The 22,468-nt window shown below is 74.9% G+C and carries 26 protein-coding genes; 13 read left to right on the top strand and 13 right to left on the bottom strand.

The features are described from left to right. Positions 1-222 precede the first annotated feature (222 nt). Entirely contained in the window at positions 223-1,266 is a 1,044-nt protein-coding gene (locus Q8W71_RS25185; protein ID WP_305524651.1) for an IS110 family RNA-guided transposase, read from the top strand. A gap of 224 nt (positions 1,267-1,490) precedes the next feature. Beyond that, the gene (locus tag Q8W71_RS25180) at positions 1,491-1,946 is read left to right on the top strand and encodes a DUF3617 domain-containing protein (RefSeq protein ID WP_305528162.1); all 456 of its coding nucleotides are present in this window, start codon (positions 1,491-1,493) and stop codon (positions 1,944-1,946) included. A 13-nt stretch (positions 1,947-1,959) separates the two neighbouring features. Here Q8W71_RS25180 and Q8W71_RS25175 read toward each other — a convergent pair whose 3' ends face one another. The 4 genes from Q8W71_RS25175 to Q8W71_RS25160 form a co-directional block, all read right to left on the bottom strand. Beyond that, complete coding sequence (locus Q8W71_RS25175; RefSeq protein WP_305528161.1) at positions 1,960-2,835, bottom strand: lysophospholipid acyltransferase family protein; 876 nt, start codon at positions 2,833-2,835, stop codon at positions 1,960-1,962. A gap of 4 nt (positions 2,836-2,839) precedes the next feature. Next, positions 2,840-3,358, bottom strand: a complete 519-nt coding sequence (locus Q8W71_RS25170; RefSeq protein ID WP_305528160.1) for a GNAT family N-acetyltransferase — start codon at positions 3,356-3,358, stop codon at positions 2,840-2,842. Next, positions 3,355-4,035: a tRNA (adenosine(37)-N6)-threonylcarbamoyltransferase complex dimerization subunit type 1 TsaB gene (tsaB, locus tag Q8W71_RS25165; RefSeq protein ID WP_305528159.1), complete on the bottom strand. Its 681-nt coding sequence runs from the start codon at positions 4,033-4,035 to the stop codon at positions 3,355-3,357. The genes Q8W71_RS25170 and tsaB overlap by 4 nt, the downstream gene beginning before the upstream one ends. Before the next feature lie 184 nt (positions 4,036-4,219). Next, entirely contained in the window at positions 4,220-4,786 is a 567-nt protein-coding gene (locus Q8W71_RS25160; protein WP_305528158.1) for a NifU family protein, read from the bottom strand. Between the two features lie 184 nt (positions 4,787-4,970). On the opposite strand from Q8W71_RS25160, the gene Q8W71_RS25155 reads away from it, so the two are divergent. The 4 genes from Q8W71_RS25155 to Q8W71_RS25140 all read left to right on the top strand — a co-directional run bounded on the left by Q8W71_RS25155 (position 4,971) and on the right by Q8W71_RS25140 (position 7,151). Continuing rightward, positions 4,971-5,429 carry an atp-dependent helicase gene (locus Q8W71_RS25155; RefSeq protein WP_305528157.1) on the top strand — a complete coding sequence of 153 codons (459 nt, stop codon included), beginning with the start codon at positions 4,971-4,973 and terminating at the stop codon, positions 5,427-5,429. A gap of 145 nt (positions 5,430-5,574) precedes the next feature. After that, positions 5,575-5,955 carry a DUF2934 domain-containing protein gene (locus tag Q8W71_RS25150; RefSeq protein WP_305528156.1) on the top strand — a complete coding sequence of 127 codons (381 nt, stop codon included), beginning with the start codon at positions 5,575-5,577 and terminating at the stop codon, positions 5,953-5,955. Positions 5,956-6,088: 133 nt separating this feature from the next. Next, positions 6,089-6,754 carry an HAD family hydrolase gene (locus tag Q8W71_RS25145; protein WP_305528155.1) on the top strand — a complete coding sequence of 222 codons (666 nt, stop codon included), beginning with the start codon at positions 6,089-6,091 and terminating at the stop codon, positions 6,752-6,754. A 190-nt stretch (positions 6,755-6,944) separates the two neighbouring features. Then, positions 6,945-7,151: a hypothetical protein gene (locus Q8W71_RS25140; protein WP_305528154.1), complete on the top strand. Its 207-nt coding sequence runs from the start codon at positions 6,945-6,947 to the stop codon at positions 7,149-7,151. Between the two features lie 9 nt (positions 7,152-7,160). Here Q8W71_RS25140 and Q8W71_RS25135 read toward each other — a convergent pair whose 3' ends face one another. From Q8W71_RS25135 to Q8W71_RS25120, 4 genes are all read right to left on the bottom strand, one after another. Continuing rightward, positions 7,161-7,448, bottom strand: a complete 288-nt coding sequence (locus Q8W71_RS25135) for a hypothetical protein (protein ID WP_305528153.1) — start codon at positions 7,446-7,448, stop codon at positions 7,161-7,163. 82 nt (positions 7,449-7,530) lie between these two features. After that, positions 7,531-7,818, bottom strand: coding sequence for a hypothetical protein (locus Q8W71_RS25130; protein ID WP_305528152.1), 288 nt, complete (start codon positions 7,816-7,818; stop codon positions 7,531-7,533). Positions 7,819-7,930: 112 nt separating this feature from the next. After that, positions 7,931-8,311, bottom strand: a complete 381-nt coding sequence (locus Q8W71_RS25125) for a DUF6481 family protein (RefSeq protein ID WP_305528151.1) — start codon at positions 8,309-8,311, stop codon at positions 7,931-7,933. A gap of 690 nt (positions 8,312-9,001) precedes the next feature. After that, positions 9,002-9,214, bottom strand: a complete 213-nt coding sequence (locus tag Q8W71_RS25120; RefSeq protein ID WP_305528150.1) for a TOBE domain-containing protein — start codon at positions 9,212-9,214, stop codon at positions 9,002-9,004. A 292-nt stretch (positions 9,215-9,506) separates the two neighbouring features. Between Q8W71_RS25120 and Q8W71_RS25115 the strand changes: the two genes are divergently transcribed. The 3 genes from Q8W71_RS25115 to Q8W71_RS25105 all read left to right on the top strand — a co-directional run bounded on the left by Q8W71_RS25115 (position 9,507) and on the right by Q8W71_RS25105 (position 13,210). Then, a complete protein-coding gene (locus Q8W71_RS25115; protein ID WP_305528149.1) occupies positions 9,507-11,129 on the top strand; it encodes an inorganic phosphate transporter in 1,623 nt (540 codons plus the stop codon). A 162-nt stretch (positions 11,130-11,291) separates the two neighbouring features. Continuing rightward, complete coding sequence (locus Q8W71_RS25110; RefSeq protein WP_305528148.1) at positions 11,292-12,509, top strand: hypothetical protein; 1,218 nt, start codon at positions 11,292-11,294, stop codon at positions 12,507-12,509. A 398-nt stretch (positions 12,510-12,907) separates the two neighbouring features. Next, positions 12,908-13,210, top strand: coding sequence for a hypothetical protein (locus Q8W71_RS25105; RefSeq protein ID WP_305528147.1), 303 nt, complete (start codon positions 12,908-12,910; stop codon positions 13,208-13,210). Here the strand turns inward: Q8W71_RS25105 and pdxR are convergent. Then, positions 13,185-14,678 (bottom strand): MocR-like pyridoxine biosynthesis transcription factor PdxR, encoded by a 1,494-nt coding sequence (gene pdxR, locus Q8W71_RS25100; RefSeq protein WP_305528146.1) that lies wholly within the window; start codon positions 14,676-14,678, stop codon positions 13,185-13,187. The genes Q8W71_RS25105 and pdxR overlap by 26 nt on opposite strands. Before the next feature lie 95 nt (positions 14,679-14,773). On the opposite strand from pdxR, the gene Q8W71_RS25095 reads away from it, so the two are divergent. Genes Q8W71_RS25095 through Q8W71_RS25085 form a run of 3 tightly spaced genes read left to right on the top strand, consistent with a single transcriptional unit; the run spans position 14,774 to position 16,867 of the window. Beyond that, positions 14,774-15,400, top strand: coding sequence for an FMN-binding negative transcriptional regulator (locus Q8W71_RS25095; RefSeq protein ID WP_305528145.1), 627 nt, complete (start codon positions 14,774-14,776; stop codon positions 15,398-15,400). Continuing rightward, positions 15,397-16,113, top strand: a complete 717-nt coding sequence (locus Q8W71_RS25090; RefSeq protein ID WP_305528144.1) for a GNAT family N-acetyltransferase — start codon at positions 15,397-15,399, stop codon at positions 16,111-16,113. Before Q8W71_RS25095 ends, Q8W71_RS25090 begins: the two co-directional genes overlap by 4 nt. A gap of 10 nt (positions 16,114-16,123) precedes the next feature. Then, positions 16,124-16,867: a sulfite exporter TauE/SafE family protein gene (locus Q8W71_RS25085; protein WP_305528143.1), complete on the top strand. Its 744-nt coding sequence runs from the start codon at positions 16,124-16,126 to the stop codon at positions 16,865-16,867. An 88-nt stretch (positions 16,868-16,955) separates the two neighbouring features. Here the strand turns inward: Q8W71_RS25085 and dctP are convergent, their stop codons facing one another. The 3 genes from dctP to Q8W71_RS25070 all read right to left on the bottom strand — a co-directional run bounded on the left by dctP (position 16,956) and on the right by Q8W71_RS25070 (position 21,108). Then, on the bottom strand, positions 16,956-17,978 hold the full coding sequence (gene dctP, locus Q8W71_RS25080) for a TRAP transporter substrate-binding protein DctP (protein ID WP_305528142.1): 1,023 nt from the start codon (positions 17,976-17,978) through the stop codon (positions 16,956-16,958). Between the two features lie 140 nt (positions 17,979-18,118). Further along, positions 18,119-19,669 carry a GMC family oxidoreductase gene (locus Q8W71_RS25075; RefSeq protein WP_305528141.1) on the bottom strand — a complete coding sequence of 517 codons (1,551 nt, stop codon included), beginning with the start codon at positions 19,667-19,669 and terminating at the stop codon, positions 18,119-18,121. After that, positions 19,666-21,108 carry an alpha/beta hydrolase gene (locus Q8W71_RS25070; RefSeq protein WP_305528140.1) on the bottom strand — a complete coding sequence of 481 codons (1,443 nt, stop codon included), beginning with the start codon at positions 21,106-21,108 and terminating at the stop codon, positions 19,666-19,668. Before Q8W71_RS25070 ends, Q8W71_RS25075 begins: the two co-directional genes overlap by 4 nt. A gap of 132 nt (positions 21,109-21,240) precedes the next feature. On the opposite strand from Q8W71_RS25070, the gene Q8W71_RS25065 reads away from it, so the two are divergent. Continuing rightward, a complete protein-coding gene (locus Q8W71_RS25065; protein ID WP_305528139.1) occupies positions 21,241-21,996 on the top strand; it encodes a GNAT family N-acetyltransferase in 756 nt (251 codons plus the stop codon). A gap of 13 nt (positions 21,997-22,009) precedes the next feature. Here Q8W71_RS25065 and Q8W71_RS25060 read toward each other — a convergent pair whose 3' ends face one another. Further along, positions 22,010-22,438 (bottom strand): type II toxin-antitoxin system HicB family antitoxin, encoded by a 429-nt coding sequence (locus Q8W71_RS25060; protein ID WP_305528138.1) that lies wholly within the window; start codon positions 22,436-22,438, stop codon positions 22,010-22,012. Between the last annotated feature and the right edge of the window lie 30 nt (positions 22,439-22,468).

Here is a 22,468-nt window from a genome sequence, read left to right as displayed (position 1 = left end):
GCCCTGGGTCGTACGTCATCTCCATCGGTTTGCCGGTTGACCGGTCGGACCGATGATGGAGGGCGGCCGGCGAGATCGCTCCTGGGTGGACCGCGAGGTCGCAAGCAATCTGGATCCGCCGGCCGTCCCTCCGCGGTCTTGAGCACGAACGGTAGAGCGGGAGCAGCCCGAGCCTACGATCCGGTGCCAGAGGACCTCGCCTCTCTCGCGAAAGGTCTCGCCATGGTAGCCTCCGTCCAGCCCAGCGCAACGTCCCGCGCCGGAACGTCCCCCGCCACGCCCTTCCCCACGCCCTTCCCCACGCCGCCTGCTCCGTCCCCCGCTCCCTCGCCTGCGGCCCGCTTCGTCGGCGCCGACGTGTCCAAGGCCTGGGTCGATCTCGCCGACACCACCGGCCGCAGCCTGCGCACCGCCAACACCCCCGAGGCCCTGGCGGCGGCGTTCGCCGGCCCCTGGGCGCCCGCCGCCTGCGCCGCCCTCGCCTACGAGCCCACCGGCGGCTACGAGCGCCCGCTGCTGGCCGCCGCCCAGAGCCTCGGTCTGCCGATCCGCCGCCTCCACCCCAACCGCGCCCGCGCGTTCGCCCGCGCCACGGGCCGGCTGGCCAAGACCGACCGGATCGACGCCGCCGTCCTGGCGGGGCTGGCCGCCTTCACCGCAGACGAGGCCGCCGTGCCCCCGCCCAGCCCGGCCCAGCGCGCCCTGGCCGAGCTGATGGCCCGCCTCACCCAGCTCAAGGACCAGCGCCACGCCGAGCGCTGCCGGGCCGAGCGCGCCGAGAGCCCGGCCGTGCGCGCCTCGATCGCGGCCTGCCTCGCCGTGATCGAGGCGCAGATCGCCGCGATGACCCAAGCCCTCGACGCCGCCATCGCCGCCGACGCCGACCTCGCCCGCAAGGCCGCCCTGCTGCGCTCGTGCAAGGGCGTCGGCCCGCGCGCCTGTCAGGCCGTCCTCGCCTGGCTGCCCGAGATCGGCACCCTCAACCGCCGCACCGTCGCCGCCCTCGTGGGCGTCGCCCCCATCACCCGCCACAGCGGCTCGGCCCTGCGCGCCGCCGCCATCGCCGGCGGCCGCAAGCCCCTGCGCGACGTGCTGTTCATGGCAGCGCTGACCGCAAGCCGCCACAACCCCACCTTCACGGCCGTCTACGACCGCCTGCGCGCCGACGGCAAACCCCACAAGCTCGCCCTCATCGCCGTCCTGCGGAAGCTCGTCACCGTCCTCAACGCGATGATCCGAGCCGGAAAGCCCTTCAAACCCGCTTGACCCGAGACACGGTAGATCGCTTCGCCTGCGGCTCGCGATGACGGCGCGGGGCCGGATCACCGAACGGTTCAGACGGAAGCAATGACATGCCTGCGGTGTGGGTCGCGAGGGTCCGCCCGGCCCCATGCCCTGGACGGTTTTCGGCGCAGGGTTTTCGGAGCAAGAACCGGGTCGCCGCAGCGCCGGAGACGTGGTCCTTATCGCCCGGACGGGGAGGGCCTTGCATGCGGACGGCGTGGACGTCGCGGGCGGCGTGTCTCGCCGCGCTCCTGTGTGCGGCCCCCGCCGCTGGCGAGCCGATCGTCCTGCGCAGCGGCGCCTACGCCGTCGCGGTGCGCGTCGAACTCCCCCATCTCGAAACCCGGCCGTACCGGACGGACGCGCGGGTCTGCCTGTCGTCCGAGGCGGGGGCGGACAATCACGGCTTCGCGGTGCTGAGCGCCAACAATCCGCTGGTCGGGTGCCCGGTGCGGAACGTCTACGCGGATGCGGGGCAGCTCGCCTTCGACATCGCCTGCGAGGGGCGCAACGCGGCGCGGGCGAAGGCGCACTACACCCTGCGGCCGGACGGGTTCGACGGCCGCATCGTCATGCAGATGGGCGGCAAGAACATGACGATGACCGAGGTGCAGGCGGGGCGGCGCACCGGCGCCTGCGACCCGGCTGCGCCGTCCCGCTGAGCCGGATCCGTCCTCAGACCGGCGCCACGTCCGGCCCCCCGAGGCCGAGGCCCTCCGGCGCGGGGCGCGGCCGGGGGACGGGCGCCACCTGCGGGGCCGGGCGGCCGGTGACGATCCCCTGGATCGCCCGGCGCACCTCCGCCTCGGCGGCGGCGGCCGCCACCTTCCGGTCGCTGCCCGCCTCGAAGGCGATCGGCGCGCCCCAGACCACGTGCACGTCGATCGGACCGCCGTCGACGAAGGCGGCGAGGTGGGGCGCGAGCTCCATGTCGCCGTACCACGCGATCTCGGCCCGCTCGGAGCGGGCCACCGGCAGGCCGTTGCGGCGGGGATAGGTGATCGCCAGCGGTTGCAGCCGCACCCGGCCGCGGCCCGCCTCCGCCTGGAGCGCGGCGCGGGCGGCGCCCACGAGGGAGGAGCGGAATGGCAGCAGGCGCGTGCCGTCGCCGGTCGTGCCCTCGGCGAACAGCACGATCAACTCGCCCTCGGCCAGCCGGTGGCCCATCGCCGTGCTGACCGCCGCGGTGGCGCCGCGGCGCTGCCGGTCGATGTAGAGGGTGCGTTGCAGCCCCGCGAGCCCGCCGATCACCGGCCAGCCGGCGATCTCGGACTTCGCCACGAAGGAGAGCGGCCGCAGCGCGCCGATCGCCGCGATGTCGAGCCAGGAGACGTGGTTGGCCAGCACCAGGGCCGCCTCGCCGGGCTCCGGCGGCGTGCCGCTCTGCGTCACCCGCACGGAGAACAGGCGCAGGAAGGCCCGGTGGAACAGGACCGGCGGCCAGGGCGAGCGCCGCCCCAGCACCCGGAGGGCGAACCAGTGCGGCGGCGCCAGCACCGCGAAGGCGAGGGCGAGCGCCCCGACGCGCAGGGCGAGGCCGGCCCGGCTCACGCGGTCACAGGTCGGCCGACATGGTCAGCGCGGTCGCCCGGCTGCCGTCGGCCTTGAGGTAGTAACCGGTGCGCTCGCCGATCTTGCGGAACCCGTGCCGGGCGTAGAGCTTCAGGGCCGGGGCGTTGCCCTCGTCGACCTCCAGGTGGACCCGGGCGATGCCGGCTCGCGCCAGCCGGCTCAGGTGCTCGCGCAGCAGCATCCGGCTGTGGCCGCCGCCGCGCAGCGCCGGGGCCAGCACGACGGTGAGGATTTCCGCCTCGTCCGCGGCGAGCCGCGACAGCACGAAGCCCTGGAGCACCCCCGCCCGCCACAGGCCGTGGGCCAGCGTCGCGCGCTCGCACAGCATGCGCTCGAACTCGTGCGCGTCCCAGGGGCGGGCGAAGGCGGTGGCGTGCAGGCGGGCGAGCGCCGGGGCCTGCCCGGCATCGGTCAGCGGCAGCACGTGCGGCGGCGGGGTGAACGCGTCCCACCACGCGGTCCACCAGTCGAGCGGCCAGAAGGGGAAGGCCGGACGGGTCATCGCCGGGCGAGCCTCGCGTGATCCTGGGGGCGGGCGTCGGGGCCGCGCAGGTACATCGGCCGGGGCAGGGCCTGGGCCGGGTCGGCGACGAGGCCGAGCTGCGCGACCGCCGCGATGTCGGCGGCCTCCGCACCCGCGATCCGGGCCTGGACGCCGCGGACTTCGAGGGCGGCGGCGAGCAGCGGCGCGCCGGACCCGGCGAGCGTCACCGGGCCGGCCGGCAGCCGTGCGGCCGCCTCCTCCAGCGGCAGGTGGGCCGGGGCGAGGCCCTCGCCGGTGCCGGGCGACAGCGCCTGGACGTAGACCGCCCCGTGCCGGGCATCGACCGCCGCGGCGATGGTGCCGGGGCCGGATTCGGAGAGCAGCGGAGCGAGCAGGGCGGACAGGGTCCCGACGCCCACCACCGGCCGCCCCGTGGCGAGCCCGATGGCGCGGGCGGCGGAGAGGCCGACCCGCAGGCCGGTGTAGCTGCCGGGTCCGACGGTGACGGCGATCCGGTCGAGCCCGTCGAAGCCGCCCTCGACCCGGGCGAGCACCCGCTCGATCAGCGGCAACAGCGCCTCGGCGTGGCCGCGGCTCATCGGCAGCGATTCCGCGGCGAGCGGCGCGTCGTCGCCCTCCGCCAGCACGCAGGCGGCGCAGACGTCCAGCGCGGTGTCGATGGCCAGGATCCGCACGCCCACTCCCGAATGCCGGTCGCGCCGGCCGCCGCCTCCTCCCGCGCACCGGGGCGCGGACCCGAAGCGTTACTGCAAAACGGCCGCCCCGTCAGCGCGGGGCGGCCGTGGCGGGCGCGTTGTCCGCAGGGTGTTGCCGGCTTGCGCCGACCGAATTGCGCCGACCGACTTGCGCCGCCCCGGATCAGATCGCCTGGACCTCGCGGATCTCCGGCAGGAAGTGGCGGAACAGGTTCTGCACGCCGTGGCGCAGGGTGGCGGTGGAGGAGGGGCAGCCGGAGCAGGCGCCCTTCATCTCCAGGTAGACCACGCCCTCCTTGTAGCCGCGGAAGGTGATGTCGCCGCCGTCGCCGGCCACCGCCGGGCGGACGCGCGTCTCCAGCAGGTCCTTGATCGTCACCACCGTGTCGTGGTCGGCCGCGTCGTAGAACTCCTCCTCCGCCTCGGCGTGGTCGGCGGCGCCCGCGCCCATCACCGGCGCGCCGGACTGGAAATGCTCCATGATCGCGCCGAGCACGGCGGGCTTCACCTGCGGCCACTTGGAGCCATCCTCCGCCTTGGTCACGGAGATGAAGTCGTGCCCGAAATAGACGCCCGACACGCCGGGCACCGCGAACAGGGCGGCGGCGAGCGGCGAGCGGGCGGCGGCCTCGGCGTCGCGGGCCTCGAAGGTCGATTCCGGCAGCACCACCCGGCCGGGGAGGAACTTGAGGGTCGCCGGGTTCGGCGTGGCTTCGGTCTGGATGAACATCGGGAAAAACTCCGCTGCGCCGGGTCAAGGCCGGCGGGGATCTTTTCGGGCGCGCCGGGCGGCGCGTGGCCCCATCATGTGGACCGGCGGGCGGATTTTCTCAACCGGCGGCGTCCGGGGCCGCGGTGGACATTCGCGGCCGCCCGCTTCAGGAGGTGCGCGAGCAGCGTGCGGGGTTCAGGCGGTGGACGAGACGGAGACGGCACTGGCGGCGGCGCGGGCGGATGCCGCCGAGCTGCGGGTGCTGCTCGCGCTCCGCACGCACCAGTACGAGCGCGCTTGGGAGACGGAACGGGCGCTGACCGACGCGCTTGAGGCCGAGCGGGCGCGGGCCGACGCGCTGGCCGCGGAGGTCGATCGGCTGCGGCCGGACGCGGCGGCCGCGCCGGACCTCGCGCGGGTCCGGGCCGAGCGCGCGGCCCTCGCCGAGGATCTGGCCCGATCCCAGGAGCGCTACGTCGCCGCCCGTCAGGTGATCGCCGCCGCGGCCGCGAGCCTGCGCTGGTTCGGTCTCGACCGGCGCCGGTTCCGCGCGCGCGTCGCCCGGGCCGGACGGGAGGCGCCCGAGGCCGGCCCGGCGGCGGAGCGGCACGCGGTGCTGCTCGCCGAAGGCCGGCGCATCCTCGGCATCCGGGGCGATTAACCCCCCTTTAACCACCGGCTTCCATCGTCGCGCCAGCGCTGCCCGGCGGGACCGTCCCCGTCGCGAGAGCGGGCGCCGACGCGAGGTCCCGCGCCGACGGCCCGCCGCTTCGGGTCCGGGCGGGAGCCGACAGGAGACCGGACGCATGCAGATCAGCGAACAGCACGTGCGCGAGCGCGCCTACTACATCTGGGAGGGCGAGGGCCGGGTCCACGGCCGGGCCGCCGATCACTGGATCCGCGCCGAGGCCGAGCTGCGCACCGCCCCGGCCGCCGAGGCGGTCCGCGCGCCGGCCAAGCCTGCCAAGAAGGCCGCCGCGAAGACCGAGGCCAAGAGTGAGGCGAAGAGCGAGGTGAAAAGCGAGGCCAAGGCCGCCGCCAAGCCGGTCGCGAAACCCACGGCCAAGCTCGCTGCGCCCGCGGCCAAGCCCGCCGCGCCGAAGGCCGCCAAGGCCCCGAAGGCGGCCGTCGCCGCCGGTCTCGCCGCCAAGGCGAAGGCGGCCCGCGCCCCCGCCGCCCTGCACTGATCCCGCCTCCTCGGATGGCCGTCCCGGGCCCGCCCCTCATCGGGGCGGGCCCGCGCCGTTCGGGGCGGGCGGATCGGGGGCGGAACGGGCCGGGTCGCGGGCGGTTGTCCGGCCGGGCGCGGCGGGGGATGCGATGCGGGCGGTGATCTTCGATATCGACGGGACCCTGCTCGACAGCGTCGACCTGCACGCCGAGGCCTGGGTCGAGGCGTTCCGGCATTTCGGCGTCGAGACCGACGCGGCCGCGGTCCGGAGCCAGATCGGCAAGGGCGGCGACGAGCTGATGCCGGTCTTCCTGCCCCCCGAGCGCGTCGCGCGCGAGGGCGAGACGATCGAGGCCTACCGCTCCGACCTGTTCAAGCGGTCCTACCTCGCGCGGGTGAAGCCGTTCCCCGGCGTCCGGCCGCTGTTCGAGCGGATCCGGGCGCAAGGGTCGACGGTCGCGCTCGCCTCCTCCGGCAAGCGCGCGGAAGTGGAGCACTACCAGGAGATCCTGGGCATCGCCGACCTCGTCCAGGCGGCGACCAGCTCGGACGACGCCGACCGCTCGAAGCCGCATCCCGACATCTTCCAGGCGGTGCTGGCCAAGCTCTCGGGGATCGACCGGCGCGCGATGATCGCGGTGGGCGACACGCCCTACGACGCCGAGGCCGCCGGCAAGGCGGGGCTCGCCACCCTCGGCCTGCTCTGCGGCGGGTTTCCGGAGGCCGACCTGTCGGCCGCGGGCTGCGTGGCCATCTATCGCGATCCGCAGGACCTGCTCGACGGATTCGACGCCTCGCCGCTCGCCGCGCGCTGAGGCCCCCGCAGCGGGCCGGATCCCGCGCGCGCGCAGATCTGTCCCCAGGTTTCCGCATGCCCTGTGGCCCCAGGGCGACAAGGTGCGATGCCGGCTACCGACTCGACCTCTGGGGGGCTGGCGCCGGGCGCGCGAAAGGCGTAGCGAGCCGCCGGCCTAACCTGGAACGTCTCGAAGGACGAGCGCGCCGATGCGTCAGAGCTGCACCGCCGGCACGGAGCCCCGCTTCGTCCCGTACGACAAATCCCTTCCCGAACAGATCGCCGAGGCCGTCCGCAGCCGGACGACCCCCCTGAGCCAGCTCCTGCGGCTGATGACGGCGCTGGACGCGCAGGGCGGCGACGAGGATCTGCGGCTCCAGTTGCGGGCCCGGATCGGCGCACCGCTGGGGGCCTGAGCCCTCCGGTCAGCGGTGCCGATGCCGCCGCTGCCGTGTCTGCGGCCCCGCGATCCGGCGCATGCACGCGTGGTAGATCTGCCGGCCCAGGACCTCCGGCTCCAGACCGCGGGGATTGGGCGTCGAGAATACCCGGCCGCGCGCCTCCATCCGGCAGGCCGCGTCCTGGGGACTGCGCACCATCGGCTCGGCACGGGCGGGGCCGCCAGCCAGCGCCAGACCGCCCAGTGCCAGCAGGATGCCGAGGCACCCTTCGGGCAAGGTCCAACGGCGGAGGCGCGCGCGGATCTGCGGCATCACTCGGTGTTCCCCCTTCGTATCTCGGGTATCGAGATAGAGCGGGACCCGCCCCGGTGAAGCTTCGCCGGCCGCAAAACCGTCAGGGCACGATCCAGAGGCAGTCGGGCGTCCCGGCCACCGCCCGGCACTCGTAGGGCGCGCCGCCGACCAGCGCCCGCCGCTCCACCGCTCCGACCCCGCTGCCGTCGACTTGGCGACAGTCCGGGCCGGGTTCGGCCGGCCGCGACGCGGCGGCGTCGACGCGGCGCGCGGCCAGCAGCGAGTCGCAGGCGATCACCGCCGGGCCGTCCACGGCAGAGGCCGGCGCCGCGGTCAGGGCCGCGAGCCATGCGGAAATGAAAAGCGCAGTGATCCAGGGCGCGCGCATCGGCGGTCTCCGGACGGAGCTGGGCGTGCGGAAACGGCGACGCCGCCCGTGGGACGGGCGGCGTTGATAGGTCGGACGGCCGGCGGTCGAGAGACGGCGCAGGCCGGTCCGATCAGCGCTTGACCTTCGCTTTGGCCTTGCGCGCGGCGTAGCGAGCGTCGCGGAGGGCCTTCTTGGCCTCCAGCTCGGCGGACTTGCGCTCCTGGGCGGCGGCAAGTTCCGCGGCCTCGCGGGCGAGCTTGGCGGCGAGTTCCGCCTCCTCGCGCTGCCGCTTCTCCTCGGCGGCCTTGCGCTCGGCCTCGACGCGGGCGGTCTCGCGCTCGCGGGCGCGCTCCTCGCGGGCCCGGGCGACCTCGGCGCGCGCCTTGGAGCGGGCGACCACCTCGGGATCGTCGGAGGCCGGGCGGGCCTTGAACTTGGCCAGCAGGGCGGCCTTGGCGTTGGCGGAACTCTCGCGGCGATCGTTGAAATTACGGAAGTCGAATGCGCTCATCTGGCCTTTCTCGTAGGATACGTCACGCGCGTCACGGGGACATCCGGCCATGGCCGGGCAGCGGACGCTTGTGTCCGGTCCCCCGCCGTCCCCGTGGCGCGGAACCGTCTCGAAACCATCGGATCGTCCGATGGATCGACCCGAGCGTCGGCGCCGCGGCCGGCGCTCGGGTCGATCCATGTCGGGGGCGAACCAGCCCATGCCACGGGCCCGGCCTCCGGCGCAATCGCGGTGAACCGCTCAGACGATGCATCCGGCGACAAAAGCCGCGATCTCTGTAAAAGTTTCGCTCGACGGTGCGGAAATGCCTCAAGCCGGCGGGTCGAGATCCGTGCAGGCGGAGCTTGGTGAGGCGCGGCGTCGGGCGGCCTGCACGGCCACCGATCGCCTGGGACTGAGATAGGGCGCGGGCCCGGCCCCCGCAAGCAGGGCTCCGAACTCGGATTGACGCGACACATCCGCAGCGTGTTCATCGCCGATTCTGACACGCACGCCGTCATCCCGGGGCGCCGGAGGCGAGCCCGGGATCCAGACACGCCGACGACAGCCAAGCCCGGCACGCCCTGTGGTTCTGGATTCCGGGCTCCGCTGCGCGGCCCCGGAATGACGGTAGTGGTGGATCGCAGCCGGGATGGCCCGGCGTTAACCCGAGTTCGGAGCCCGGCCCCCGCAAGGCTACGGCTCGACAGGTTACGGCTTGACCAGCAGCACGTTGACCGCCTTGGCCACCACCCGGACGACGTCGCCCTCGGCGATCCCGAGCTGGTTCAGCGAATCGAGGGTCATCACCGAGGTGATCCGGAAGCGCGTGCCCTCGATCTCCGCCTCCACCTGCGCCATCACGCCGCCGCGCTTGATCGCGACCACGGTGGCGGGGATGTCGTTGCGGGCCCCGTGCTTCATGCCGTCCTCTCCGAACCGTTCCGGGCGCGCGCGCCCTCCGACAGAGGGTGGAACGCGCGGGCGGCGCGGCAAGGCGGCGCGGTGATCGTCTCGGCCGGCCGGTCCCCGTATCGATGCCGGGCTCCCGGCCCCGCCGTCCGGACCGCGTGCCCGGAACCCTGGCAGATCGCGGCCGACACGCCGGCATCCGGCGGCGCGCCGATCGAGGCTTCGTCATCGGCCTTGTCATGGGCCTTTTGCGAAATGTTGAATACACTGGGATGACCTGAGCGCCCGCACCGCGAGAGACCTGATGTCGGACACGTCCGCGACCGCCGCCCTGCCGTCGCGCCGGGGCGTCCCGGGCCTCGACCGCGGTGCCGGGCCGGGCGGCATCATCGCCTTCCTGCTCGTGCTCGTGGCCGGCCTCGTCTACGCCGTCGTCAGCCTGGTCGCCGACATGAACGCCGTGCACGAGGATCCGCTGGCGGTCGGCGCCTTCGCGATGCTCGGCCTCGCCCTGCTGATCGCGCTGGGCTTCGAGTTCGTGAACGGCTTCCACGACACCGCCAACGCGGTCGCGACGGTGATCTACACCCGCTCCCTCACACCCCTCGTCGCGGTGATCTGGTCCGGCGCCTTCAACTTCCTCGGCGTGATGCTGTCCTCCGGGGCGGTGGCCTACGCCATCGTCACGCTGCTGCCGGTCGAGCTGATCCTCCAGGTCGGCTCGGGGGCCGGCTACGCGATGATCTTCGCGCTGCTGCTCGCCGCCATCATCTGGAACCTCGGCACCTGGGCGCTCGGCCTGCCGAACTCCTCCTCGCACGCGCTGATCGGCTCGGTGCTCGGCGTCGGGCTCGCCAACCAGCTCATGGGCGGCCGCGACGCGACCTCGGGCGTCGACTGGGGGCAGGCGATCAACATCCTCAAGGCACTCGCCTTCAGCCCGGTCTGCGGCTTCGTGCTCGCCGCGCTGCTGCTCCTGATCCTCAAGCTCGTCGTGCGCCGCAAGGACCTCTACGAGGCGCCCAAGGGCGACGGGCCGCCGCCCCTCTGGATCCGCTGCGTCCTGATCTCGACCTGCACGCTGGTGTCGTTCTTCCACGGCGGCAACGACGGCCAGAAGGGCATGGGCCTGATCATGCTGATCCTGATCGGCGCCGCGCCCACCGCCTACGCCCTCAACCGCACGATGACCGAGGCCGCCACCCCCGGCTTCCTGCAACAGTCCCAGCGCGCGGAAGCGGTGTTCGCCGCCCACGCCGCCGGGGCGCCGAAGCCCGACGGGGCCGAGGCCCGGAGCACGGTCAACGCGGCGCTGAAGACCAAGGACCTGAACCGGCCGCAGGTCTACGCGGCGCTCGACGCCCTGGCGAGCGACATCGCCGCCAAGGTGAAGGATTACGGCGCCATCCGCACGGTGCCCGCCGCCCAGACGCCGAACCTGCGCAGCGACATGTACATCCTCGCCGAGTCCCTGCGGGTCCTGCCCTCGACCGGCGCCGCGCTGACCGGGCCCGAGCAGGACGTGCTCAAGAGCTACGCCGCCCTGCTCAACGAGGGCACCCGCTACATCCCGGACTGGGTGAAGGTGTGCGTCGCCCTCGCGCTCGGCCTCGGCACGATGGTCGGCTGGAAGCGGATCGTCGTCACGGTGGGCGAGCGGATCGGCAAGACGCACCTCACCTACGCCCAGGGCGCCTCCGCCGAGATCGTGGCGGCGGGTACGATCGGGCTCGCTGAGGGCTACGGCCTGCCGGTCTCGACGACGCACATCCTCTCCTCGGGGGTCGCGGGCACCATGGCCGCGAACGGCTCGGGCCTTCAGGCGAGCACCGTGCGCAACCTCGCGCTCGCCTGGATCCTGACCCTGCCCGCGGCGATCACCCTGGCGGGCGGCCTGTTCTTCATCCTGCGCCACGTCTTCCGGTAGGCGCCTTTTCCGCGACGGCCGCCTGCCGGGCCGGCCCCACGCCGCTGCGGGAGGCGCCAGAGACGGCCCGCCTCGACGCCGTCCCGCGCAGCCGGTATCAGGCGCGGGACGGCGCCGGGCCGTCCCCGTAGAGACATGCCAGCCCGAATCCACGACGTCCCGATGGTCCTGCGCGACCAGGGCAACCACTTCGTCGCCGCGGGGCTGGGCTGGACCGGCCGTGGGCCGGCCGTCACGGCCGAGCCGGGCGCGGGCTTCTACGTCGTCTGCCTGCCGGTGCTCGATTTCGTCCGCCTCGGCTTCGCCGAGCGCGGCGGCCGGCTCGACCTCCTGGAACCGCGGGACGTGGCGGACATCGCCGCCGGCCGCGCGGCGCTGATGCTCGACCTGTCGAACGAGGGGCCGGGTTTCCAGGCCCACGTGTTCGACGCGCTCCACCGCAACCTGGAGGGGCTGGGCATCGCCCGGGACCGCGTCGTGCTCGTCAGCCAGAACCGGGTGCTGCGGCGCGACTACGAGCGCGCCTACGGGCCGGGCCTGCGATTCTGGACCTTCGACTTCTTCCCGCTCCACGTCGCCCTCTGGCTCGACGCCGAGGCCGGGCCGCGGCTGTTCCCCACCGCGCCCCTCGACCGCACGGATTACGCGCCGCTCCGGGCCGAGGGCGCGCGGCGCTTCCTCTGCCAGAACGCGGCTCTGCGCTGGCACCGGGTGCTGCTCTACCGCTGGTTCCAGCGCACCGGGCTCGACCGGGAGGGGCTGATCTCGTTCCACGGCATCGGCGCCGACAACCCGAAGGCCGGCGGCCTGGACGTGTTCCACGCGCCCCCCGAGATCGCCGCGCCGTTCGCCGACCTGCTCGCCGATGTCGGCGACTGGATCCCGCGGCAGGCGCGGCGGCTCGACACGGCCGGCGCCACCGGCGACCTCGTGCTGACCCTCGATCGCGCCGCCTACGCCGCGAGCGACCTGACGGTGATCTCGGAGACCGACTTCTTCGAGACCGGCGTCGAGCGCATCACCGAGAAGTCGATCAAGGCGGCGGCGATGGGGCTGCCGTTCGTGATGGCCGGGGCGCCCCGGGCGGTCGCGCTGCTGTCGGAACTCGGCTTCCACACCTTCGGCGGGCTGATCGACCACGGTTACGACACGGTCGAGGACCCCGCGCAGCGCCTGCCGCAGGTCTTCGCGGCGATCGAGGCGGCGTGGCGCGCCTGCCGGTCCGAGGACGGCGCGTGGCGGCGCTTCGCCCTGGAGCCGGCACTCGCCAACCTCGCCCACGCCCGCGGCGGCCTCGTGCGGCAGCTCGACCGCACGGTGGTCGCGCCCTTCGCGGACCGGCTGATCCGGTTTGCGCAGACGGGAGTCCTGGCGCCCTGAGCGCCGCGGCCGAGACCGCACCGGAACCCCCGCAGGCCTGCCCGGCCTGCGGCGCCGGGCATTACGCGCCCGTGCTGTTCTGCCCGTTCTGCGGCGCGGCGCAGGCGCGGCCCGAGCCGGAGCGGACGGCCCCGCCGCCGCCCGCGGCCCCGGCGCCCTCGATCCCCCCGCCACCGGAGCCACCCCGGCCGGCGCCCCAGCCGACGCCGTACCGGCCACCGCCACCGCAGCCTGAGCCATCGCAGCCTGCGCCGCCCAGACCTGCGCCGCCCCCCGCTTCGCCTCCGCCGCGGGCGGCCTCGCCGGTTCCCCGGGCGGCGCCTGCCCCTGCCGCACCGCCGACGAAGGCGCCGTGGCGTCGTCCGCGCCGCCGGTTCCGCGTCCGGATCCGGCACGCCGTGCTGGCGATCCTGGCCATCGCCGGCCTCGCCTGGCTCGCCGCCCGGCGCGAGACCCTGCCGCCGCCCGGGCGGGTCACGATCGGGCCGGGCTGGACCGCGGTCACGCTGGCCCCCTACCGCGCCGCGCCGCGCCTTTGGATCACCGCCGACGTGCCGTTCAGCCTGCGGATCGACGGTGACCGGGTGACGCGCGCGGTGCCGGGGGCGGGCGCCGTGCTGCGCCCGCGCGCCCTGCGCTCGCTCGAACTCCGGTCGGGCCGCGGGCAGGCCACGGTCACCCTGACGCCCCGGGCGGAGTGAGCCGCAGCGCCGCCGCCATGCGCCGCACCGCCGGCTCGATCGCCCGCTCGGGGACCGCGGCGTAGCCGAGCAGCAGGCCCGGCTCGGGCGGACCGGCGTGGTAGGCCGAGAGCGCCACCGCCGAGAGCCCGGCCGCCGCCAGAGCCGCCGCGGCGCGCCGGTCGTCCGGGCCGAACCGCCAAGCGGGTCCCGGGCGGGCGACGAGGTGCATCCCGCCCTCCATCGGCGCCACCGCGAGCACGTCGGCGGCATGGGTTGCCGCGGCCTCGACCAGGGCCGTCTGCCGGGCGGCGTAGAGCCGCCGCGTCCGGCGCAGGTGGGCGGCCAGGTGGCCCTCCTCGATGAAGCGGGCGAGCGCCCACTGCCCGAGCGGCGGCGGGACCGGGCCGGTCTCGGCGAGCGCCCGGTCCACCGGCGCCACCAGCCCGCGCGGCAGCACGAGGTAGCTCAGCCCGAGCGCCGGCAGCAGCACCTTGGACAGGCTGCCGACGTAGACGACGCGGGCCGCGCGATCGAGGCCGCGCAGGGGCGTCAGCGGACGGCCGGCGTAGCGGTAGGCGCCGTCGTAATCGTCCTCGACGATCCAGCCGCCGGCCGCCTCCGCCCAGGCGAGCAGGTCGAGGCGGTTCCGCAGGCTCATGGCGTGGCCGAGCGGGTAGTGGTGGGCCGGGGTCACCACGGCGAGCCGCGCGCCGGGCGCCCGGGCCGCGACGTCGGCGGCGCAGAGCCCCCCGGGCCCGACCGGGACGGGCACCGTCCGCAGGCCCGCGCCCGCCAGCGCCTGGGCGATGCCGGGAAAGCCCGGTTCCTCGACCGCCGCAACCTCTCCGGGATCGAGCAGCAATTCGGCGAGCAGCCGCAGGCTCTGGCGGATGCCGGCGGTGACGATCACCGCGTCGGGCTCGCAGGCGATCCCGCGCGCCTGCGCGAGGTAGGCGCCGAGCGCCCGGCGCAGGGCCGGCGAGCCGCGCGGGTCCGGCCGCTCCGGCGGGCCGTGCCGCCACTCCGCCTGGAGCAGGCGGGCCCAGACCTCGAACGGGAAGGCGTCGGCGGCGGGCCGGCCCAGGGCGAAGGCGTCGGGCACCCCCGGCCCGGCCATGTACCGCCGCGCCGGCGCCTCGGCGAGCCGGGCGCCGCGCCGCGACAGGAGCGGCGGCGGGGCGGGTCGTCCCGGCGCGGGCGCCGGGGCCGCGGGCACCTCGTCCGGCAGGCGCGCCGCGACCCGCGTGCCCGAGCCCGGCCGCGCCGCGAGGTAGCCTTCGGCGGCGAGCTGTTCGAGCGCCAGGATCACCGTCCCGCGGGCGCAGCCGAGATCGGCGGCGAGCACCCGCGAGGCCGGCAGGCGGCTGCCGGGGGGCAGGCGCCGGTCGAGGATCGCGGCGCGCAGGGCCTCGCGCACCTGCGCGTGCAGCGGCGCGGACGCCTCCGGATCGAGGGTCAGGCTCAAGGGGAGCGGGACGCGGGCCACGGCGAAGCGGTCCAGTCGAAACGTCGAGATTGGACCTTTCGCGTGGTCCGCTCAGGCGTCAAGCCTCGCTTCGCCGACCGCGACGCGAGGGAGCGATGTACCAGCCGCCGCATTTCCGGGACGACGACCGCGCCGCCCAGCACGCGCTCATCCGCGCGCACCCGCTCGGGCTCCTGGTGAGCGCCGGCCCCGGCGGGCTCGTCGCCAACCCGGTCCCGTTCCTGATCGACGGGGCCGGCCCGCACGGGACGCTGCGCGCCCACCTCGCCCGCGCCAACCCGCAATGGCAGGATCTGGCGGCGACCGACGAGTGCCTCGTCGTGTTCCAGGGCCCGCAGGCCTACGTGACGCCCGCGTGGTACGCGAGCAAGCGCGAGCACGGCCGCGTGGTCCCGACCTGGAACTACGTCGTCGTCCAGGCGCGGGGGCGGCCGCGGGTGATCGAGGACGAGCAGTGGCTGCGGCGGCAGATCGCCGACCTCACGGCGGCGCGGGAGGCGGCGCGGGCCGAGCCCTGGGCGGTCGACGACGCGCCGGAGAAGTTCGTGGCCGCGCAGGTGCGGGCGCTCGTCGGCCTGGAGATCCCGATCACCCGCATCGAGGGGAAGTGGAAGATGAGCCAGAACCGGCCGGAGGCCGACCGCCGCGGCGTCGTCGACGGGCTGTGCGCGGACGGGGCCGGAGCGGTCGCCGCCCTGGTCGCCGAGCGGAGCCCGGCATGAGCGCGCGGGTCAACGCCTTCGGCCAGCCGGTCGGACCGGCCCTGCCGGACTGGACGCCCCGGCCCCGGCCGCCGCGCACGGAGATGCGCGGCCGCACCTGCCGCGTGGTCCCCCTCGATCCGGAGGCCCAGGCCGCCGGGCTCTACGCCCTGTACCGGGCGGCGCCGGACGCGCGCGGCTGGACCTATCTCGGCGACGACTTGCCGGAGAGCGGGGCCGCCTACCGGAACCGGCTCGCCCGGATGGCGGACAGCGCGGACCCGCTGTTCCACGCGATCCTCGACGCGGGCACCGGCGCGCCGCTCGGGCTGGCCGCCTACCTGCGCATCGATCCGGCCAACGGGGTGATCGAGGTCGGCCATATCCATTTCGGCGTCCCGCTGCGGCGCAGCCCGGCCGGCACCGAGGCGATGGCGCTGATGATGGCCCGGGCCTTCGACGAACTCGGCTACCGCCGCTACGAGTGGAAGTGCGACAGCCTCAACGCCCCCTCGCGGGCGGCGGCTTTGCGCTACGGCTTCACCTTCGAGGGGATCTTCCGGAACGCGGTCGTGGTGAAGGGGCGCTCGCGCGACACCGCGTGGTTCTCGATCACCGACGCCGAGTGGCCGCGGGTGCGGGCCGGCTTCGCGGCCTGGCTCGACCCCGGGAACTTCGACGCGGCGGGGCGGCAGCGGCGGGGACTGGCTGAACTGCGGGCGGCCCCGGCGTGAGCCGCACCGGATGACCCTGGGAGCGGCCCTGGTCGTGACCGCCGGCGCCTTCGCGGGCGGCTTCGTGTCGGGGCTCACCGGGTTCGGCACCGGCATCGTCGCGCTCGGGCTGTGGCTGCACGTGCTGGAGCCCGTCCAGGCCGCCACCCTGGTGGCCGCCTGCTCCGTCACCGCCCAGCTCCAGACGCTGCCGGCGATCTGGCACGCGCTGGACGGACGCCGCCTCGCGCCGATGCTGCTCGCGGGGGCGCTCGGCGTGCCGCTGGGCGCCCTGCTGCTGACCCGCGCCGACCCGGCCGCGTTCCGGCTGGGCTGCGGGATCCTGCTCGTCCTGTTCAGCGCGGTGATGTCCACCGGCCGGGGGCGCCCGGCGGCCGGACGCGGCGGACGCGCCGCCGACGCCGCGATCGGGCTCGGCGGCGGGGTGCTCGGCGGGCTCGCCGGCCTGTCCGGGCCGCTCCCGACGATGTGGGCGACCCTCCAGGGCTGGAGCAAGGATTACCGCCGCGGCGTCTTCCAGGGCTACAACACCGCGATCCTGGTGCTGACGCTGGCGATCCACGCCGCCGGGGGGCTCGTCACCCGCGAGGTCGGCGGGCTCTACCTCCTCGCGCTGCCCGGCACGATCCTGGGCGTCCAGGCCGGCCTGCGCGTCTACCGCCGCCTCAGCGACCGCGGCTTCGACCGGGTGGTCGTCGCCCTGCTCGGCCTGTCGGGGCTCGCGCTGATCCTGGCCAATGCCGGGGTGCGGTGACGGGGCGCGAACCGTCCCCGAGGCCTGTCCCGGCGCTCCCCTCCGCCCGCAATCGGACGGGGGACCGCCCGCGCACGGTACGCGCGCGTCAGGTCACCTGCTCGGCGAGCTTCAGCAACTCCGCCGTCCGCGCGTTCTTGCCGGCGAAGTCCTTCCAGGCGGTGTCGCGGGCCAGCACCTTCCACGTCTCGATGTTCTCGGCCGTGAGATCGTGGATCTTGGCGCCGCGGGCGGCGTAGATCTTTACCAGCTCGTCGTCGTCGCGCTTGGCCGCCTCGAACGAGAACGGTTCGAGTTCCAGGCCGACCTCGCGGATCAGCTTCTGCTGCTCGGGCGGCAGGCCGTCGAAGATGATCTTCGACATGACCAGCGGTTCGAGGATGAACCAGAACGAGCGGCCGCGGCCCGACGTGAGGTTCTTGGTCAGCTCGTCGAGCCGGAAGGAGATCAGGCTGGTCGAGGCGCTGACCGCGGCGTCGAGGGCGCCGGTCTGCATGCCGATATACATCTCGCTCGACGGCATCGACGAGACCTGACCGCCGGCCGCCTGGAACACCAAGTCCATCTCGCGGCCGCCGCCGCGGATCTTGATGCCCTTCACGTCCGGCGGCACGACGACCGGGTGGGTCCGCGAGGCGACGCTGCCCGATTGCCAGATCCAGGTCAGGATGATCACGCCCTTGTCGGCCAGAACCTTGGAAAGTTCCTCGCCGACCTTGGCGGTGCGCCACTTCATCGCCTGATCGTAGTTGGTGACCAGCGCCGGCATCAGCGCGAGGTTGCACTCCACCACCTCGCCGCCCGCGTAGGAGAGCGGCACGAGGCTGAGGTCGAGGGCGCCCTTCCGCACGGCGTTGAACTGCGCCAGCGTCTTCATCAGCGACGAGTTCGGGTAGACGTGGACCTGAAGGGCGCCGTTGGAGCGCTTCTCCAGCTCCGCGGCGAACTTGCGGCAGATGCGGTCGCGGGCATCGCCCTCCTCCAGCGTGCCCCCCGGGAACTGGTGCGACAGCTTGAGGATCTTCGGCGCCTGCGCCCGCAGCAGGGGCGGGCAGGCCAGGAGGCCGGCGCCCGCGCCCGCCGCTCCGAGCAGAGTCCGTCTCGCGATCATTCCGTTCCCTCCCGAGATGTCCGCCGCGGCGTTCGAGCGCCGCGATGGCGCGGAGAGTGGCGGCGCTCAGGCGCGCAACAAGATCGAGGGCTATAGACCGGCGGCGATCTGTTGCGCCGCGCGGCCGTGGCGCCCGCCGGTCAGCGCCCGGCCGCCAGGAAGGCCTCGGCGCTGCGCAGGGCCAGCGCCATGATCGTCAGCGCCGGGTTCGCCGCGAGCGAGGACGGGAAGGTCGAGCCGTCGCTGATCCACAGGTTGTCGATGTCGAAGCTGCGCCCGAACGGATCGACCACGGCGCTTCCCCCGTCGCGGCCCATCCGGCAGGTGCCGATCGTGTGGGCGACCCGCTCCAGCACCCACACGTCCTCGGCGCCCGCCGCCTCCCAGATCGCGCGCAGCGTCCGGGTCGCGTGGGCGTTCAGGCGCTGCTCGTTGGTGCTGTAGCCGAAGCTGACCTGCGCCTTGCGCATCCCGCGCGCGTCGGTCTCGTCGGAGAGCGTCAGAACGTTGGCGTCGCAGGGCAGGGTCTCGCCGTTGATGCCGATGCCCGCGAGGTTGTTGTAGCGGCCCAGATAGTCGAGCAGCGCCGGCCCCCACAGGCCGCGCCCCCGCGCCACGGAGTTCGCCAGCGTCAGCGGCACCACGCCGAGGCTCTGGATCAGGTAGCCCCCGGCGAAGTCGGCGTCGCGCGGCCGCACGAAATCCTCGGTGATGAGCGAGGACGGGTAGCCGCGGTTCATCCGCACCTCGTGCGGGAAGGTGCCCCAGACCTGGGTGGCGACGTGGCCCATGTAGTTGCGGCCGACCTGATCGCTCGAATTGGCGAGCCCGAGATGCAGCAGCAGCCGCGGCGTCTCGACCGCCCCGGCGCAGAGGAACACCGCCCGGCAGCGCTGGCGCTGCTCCCGGCCGTCCCGCGTGTAGACGACCGCCGCGATCCGTCCGTCCTTGCCCTGCTCCAGCCCGTGGACGAAGGCGTCCGGACGGATCTCGGCGCCGTGCGTCACTGCCAGCGGCAGGTAGGTCACGTCCATGCTGGTCTTGGCGCCGTTGCGGCAGCCCTGGTGGCAGTAGCCGCAATTGATGCAGGCGTGGCGCGTCGGGCCGCCCTCGGACGGGAAATCTCGGGAAACCACCGCCGCCGGCGCGTCCGCCCACCTGAGGCCGAGCCGGTCGCAGGCCCCGGCCATCAGCCGGGCCGAACCGTTGCGCGGCACGGGGGGCAGCGGGTAGCGCCGGCTCTCGTCCCAGGGATAGGCCTGCGGCCCCGAGACGCCGATGAAGCGCTCGACCCGCTCGTAGAACGGGACCAGCGCGTCGAGGCCCATCGGCCAGTCGACGCCCTCGCCGGTCTCGGTGTGCAGCCGCAGGTCGCGGGCGTCCGGCCGGGGCACGAAGGCGCCCCAGTGCAGGGTCGAGCCGCCGACCCCGGTGCCGCTGTTGTTGGCCCCGAACGCCTCGGGCGTCGAGCCGCCGCTCAGCCGCTCCTCGGTCCAGTAGATCTCGTCGGCGAGCGTCTCGTCGAAGGCGAAGTCTTCCGGCGTGAAGTTCGGTCCGGCCTCCAGGGCCACGACGCTCAGGCCGGCGGCGGCGAGCCGCGCGAGGACCGGCGCGCCGCCCGCGCCGGTGCCGATCACCACCGCGTCGACCGCCTCGTCGGCGGCGTAGGTCCGCATCCCGTCGAGCCTCATCGGGCGGCCTCCGCGGGGGTGGGTTCCGGTGTGGGTTCCGGGGCCGGCTCCCAGGACTCGGGCGCGTCGAGGCCGACCTCGACGAAGCCCGGCAGGCCGGCGGCGATCGGCTCCGGGCTGTCGCCGCCCGCGCCGATGCCGGAGAAGCCGAGCCGGGCCAGCGCCGCCGGATGGGCGAGCCAGAGGCGGGCCCCGTCGGCGCGGGCATCCTCGAACCAGAACCGCATCCGGTCGGCGTCGAGCCGGCCGCCGAGGGTTTTTGGCACCGCCAGCTCGCCGCGCTGGGCGAGCGTCAGCAGCGCGTCCTGCTCCGGCCCGCCGAGGACCACGAACGGCCGCCCGTGGGCGGCGCGGGACGCCGCGTCGAGGGTGCGCAGCGCCGCGCGGTAGGCCTGCGCGTCCGGCGGCAGGGCGACGAAGCGCCAGCCGTCGCCCGCGCCCGACGCCAGCCGCGCGTCGAGCCGGGCGGCGAGGTCGAGCCCCGGCACCGGCAGCACGCGCGCGAAGACGGCGCGCAGGATCGCCAGTTCCACCGGATCGATGCCCTTCGGGTCGTAGGCCGGGTCGTCCGGCTCGGCACGCGCGCGCAGGGCCCCGCGCAGGCGGCTGTTGACCCGGTCCGAGTCGATCAGCGCACTGTAGGCGGGCGGCACGGCGGGCGGCGCGACCGCAGACCCTGGCGGCCGGCGGACGTGCTCCAGCACGCGCTCGGCCAGCGCCTCGGGCCGCTCCAGCGGCAGCAGGTGGCCGACGCCCGCCACCGTCACGAGGCGGTGATGGGCGAGGTGCGGCGCCGTCAGCGCCGCCTGGGCGTCGGGCCCGAGATCGGCGTCCTTCGAGCCGGCGAGGATCAGGGCCGGGGTGCGCAGCACGCCGACGCGCGCGCAGTGGTCCTCGCAGGAGCCGGAATCGAGCCACGCCCGCCACGCGGCCGGTGCGGCGCGCAGCACGTCCGCCACCGCTTGCTCCTCCGCCTCGGGATCGAGAGACGCGCCGACGTTCTGCCGCACGAACGCCCGGGCCTCGCGGGCGCGCGTCTCGGGATCGGCGTCGATCCAGGCCCGCATGGTCGCGCGCCTGTCGTCCGGGATCGGCTCGGGACTCGGCGGCGAGCCGGAGACCAGGATCAGGCCGGCGAGCCCCGCGAGATCCGCCGCGCCGTCCTCCGCGCGGCGGGCCAGCGCCAGGGCGACCTTCGCGCCCATGCTGTGGCCGGCGACGTGGTAGGCGCCCGGCGCCGCCGCCCGGATCCGCTCCGCCACGTGGTCGGCCATGGCGTCGACGGCGTAGCCGGGCCGGTCCGCGGCGTCGCCGAAGCCCGGCAGATCGACCGGCACCACGCGCAGCGCCCCGGCGAGCTCGCGCTCGACGCGCGCCCAGGTGCGGGCGCTGCCTCCGAGGAAGTGCAGGCAGAATAGGGTGGTGGCGGGCTCCGACATCGTTCCGAGATCGGGCGCACCTAACATACAGCAAGCGGGCGCGACGCCGCGCTGCACCCCCATCCCCGACGAAAGCGGCATCGGGCGGGGCCGGGGATGCCCGACACGTGCGTTTCAGGCGGGAGATCAATCGTGACGCCGGACGAAGACCTGTGCTGGCGGGTCGAGGAGGCCTGCCTCAACGCGTGGCCGAGCCCGCGCCACCTCCTCGTCGACGGCTACCTGCTGCGGTCGGGGGGTGGCCCCTGGCGGCGGACCAACTCCGTCAACCCGATGCGCGGCGCGGGCGCCCCGGAACCGGCGGTCGCCGCCTGCGAGGCGGCCTACGCCGCGCTCGGGCGTCCGGCGATCTTCCGGATCCCCGGGATCGCCCCGCAGATGGACCCGGTCCTGGCGCGGCTCGGCTACGGGGTGCGCGGGGAGACCTGCACCCTGTTCCGCGATCTGCCCGCGGGCCCGGACGGGCCGGAGCCGGGCGTCTCGGTCGCCGAGGCCCCGGCGGCGGACTGGCTCGCCCTGCGCGACGCGATGAACGGACACGATCCCGAGACGGCCCGCGCCTTCCGCGCGGCGGCGGCGGCCATCGCCCTGCCCACGGCCTTCGCCGCCGCCCGGACCGAGAGCGGGATCGGCGCCATCGCCTTCGCGGTCCTCGACCGCGCGCTGCTGGTGATCGAGTCGGTGGCGACGCCCGAAAACCTGCGCGGCCGCGGCCACGCCCGCCGGGCGGTCATGGCCCTGCTGCACTGGGGCCGGAGCCGCGGCGCCACGGCCGCCTGCCTCCAGGTCCAGGCCGACAACGCCCCGGCGCGGGCGCTCTACACGCGGCTCGGCTTCGCGCGCGAGCTGTACCGCTACCATTACCGCATCCGGCTGGCGCGCGCGTGAGAGAGGCCGTGCCCTACGCCGCGGCGCGCACGTCGACCACGATCTCGCGGCCGAGGGCCGCGAAAGCGGCCTCGATCTGCTCCAGCCTGGAGCCGTGGTCGATCCGCAGCAGCCGATCGACGCTCTCGCGCTTCCAGCCCAGCCGGCGCTGGAGTTCGGCCCGGCTCACGCGGGCATCCCGGAGCGCCCAGTAGAGTTCGAGCTTCAGCGCGGTCCGCGCCGTCAGGCGGACGGCACCCGGCCGATCGTCCGGCGGGCGCGGGATCGTCTCACCGTCGGCGATCATGCTGGCGAGAGCCGTCTCGATCGCGTCGGCCGCGTGCCGACGCCGACGCGCCTCGGCTTCGTCGGCGCCGTAGGTCGCCACCATCGGCAGGAGCGCGCAGGTCACCAGCAGGGTGCCGTTGTCGTCGGGCTCCAGCGCGATCGGGAAAGCCACCATCACTTCAAACCCAGTTGCTTCTTGATGGCG

It is taken from the genome of Methylobacterium amylolyticum, from assembly GCF_030700245.1.
GTDB lineage: Bacteria > Pseudomonadota > Alphaproteobacteria > Rhizobiales > Beijerinckiaceae > Methylobacterium.
This window is presented reverse-complemented; position numbering and strand designations above follow the sequence as displayed.

What these genes read in the sequence shown, in the direction of transcription:
- Q8W71_RS25070 (WP_305528140.1), bottom strand. Translation starts at nt 21,108, where the DNA reads ATGTCGGAGCCCGCCACCACCCTATTCTGCCTGCACTTCCTCGGAGGC.
- Q8W71_RS25180 (WP_305528162.1), top strand. Translation starts at nt 1,491, where the DNA reads ATGCGGACGGCGTGGACGTCGCGGGCGGCGTGTCTCGCCGCGCTCCTG.
- Q8W71_RS25120 (WP_305528150.1), bottom strand. Translation starts at nt 9,214, where the DNA reads ATGAAGCACGGGGCCCGCAACGACATCCCCGCCACCGTGGTCGCGATC.
- Q8W71_RS25115 (WP_305528149.1), top strand. Translation starts at nt 9,507, where the DNA reads ATGTCGGACACGTCCGCGACCGCCGCCCTGCCGTCGCGCCGGGGCGTC.
- Q8W71_RS25160 (WP_305528158.1), bottom strand. Translation starts at nt 4,786, where the DNA reads ATGTTCATCCAGACCGAAGCCACGCCGAACCCGGCGACCCTCAAGTTC.
- Q8W71_RS25125 (WP_305528151.1), bottom strand. Translation starts at nt 8,311, where the DNA reads ATGAGCGCATTCGACTTCCGTAATTTCAACGATCGCCGCGAGAGTTCC.
- Q8W71_RS25140 (WP_305528154.1), top strand. Translation starts at nt 6,945, where the DNA reads ATGCGTCAGAGCTGCACCGCCGGCACGGAGCCCCGCTTCGTCCCGTAC.
- Q8W71_RS25095 (WP_305528145.1), top strand. Translation starts at nt 14,774, where the DNA reads ATGTACCAGCCGCCGCATTTCCGGGACGACGACCGCGCCGCCCAGCAC.
- Q8W71_RS25130 (WP_305528152.1), bottom strand. Translation starts at nt 7,818, where the DNA reads ATGCGCGCGCCCTGGATCACTGCGCTTTTCATTTCCGCATGGCTCGCG.
- Q8W71_RS25170 (WP_305528160.1), bottom strand. Translation starts at nt 3,358, where the DNA reads ATGACCCGTCCGGCCTTCCCCTTCTGGCCGCTCGACTGGTGGACCGCG.
- Q8W71_RS25060 (WP_305528138.1), bottom strand. Translation starts at nt 22,438, where the DNA reads ATGGTGGCTTTCCCGATCGCGCTGGAGCCCGACGACAACGGCACCCTG.
- Q8W71_RS25185 (WP_305524651.1), top strand. Translation starts at nt 223, where the DNA reads ATGGTAGCCTCCGTCCAGCCCAGCGCAACGTCCCGCGCCGGAACGTCC.
- Q8W71_RS25150 (WP_305528156.1), top strand. Translation starts at nt 5,575, where the DNA reads ATGCAGATCAGCGAACAGCACGTGCGCGAGCGCGCCTACTACATCTGG.
- Q8W71_RS25135 (WP_305528153.1), bottom strand. Translation starts at nt 7,448, where the DNA reads ATGCCGCAGATCCGCGCGCGCCTCCGCCGTTGGACCTTGCCCGAAGGG.
- Q8W71_RS25145 (WP_305528155.1), top strand. Translation starts at nt 6,089, where the DNA reads ATGCGGGCGGTGATCTTCGATATCGACGGGACCCTGCTCGACAGCGTC.
- dctP (WP_305528142.1), bottom strand. Translation starts at nt 17,978, where the DNA reads ATGATCGCGAGACGGACTCTGCTCGGAGCGGCGGGCGCGGGCGCCGGC.
- Q8W71_RS25110 (WP_305528148.1), top strand. Translation starts at nt 11,292, where the DNA reads ATGGTCCTGCGCGACCAGGGCAACCACTTCGTCGCCGCGGGGCTGGGC.
- Q8W71_RS25090 (WP_305528144.1), top strand. Translation starts at nt 15,397, where the DNA reads ATGAGCGCGCGGGTCAACGCCTTCGGCCAGCCGGTCGGACCGGCCCTG.
- Q8W71_RS25075 (WP_305528141.1), bottom strand. Translation starts at nt 19,669, where the DNA reads ATGAGGCTCGACGGGATGCGGACCTACGCCGCCGACGAGGCGGTCGAC.
- Q8W71_RS25085 (WP_305528143.1), top strand. Translation starts at nt 16,124, where the DNA reads ATGACCCTGGGAGCGGCCCTGGTCGTGACCGCCGGCGCCTTCGCGGGC.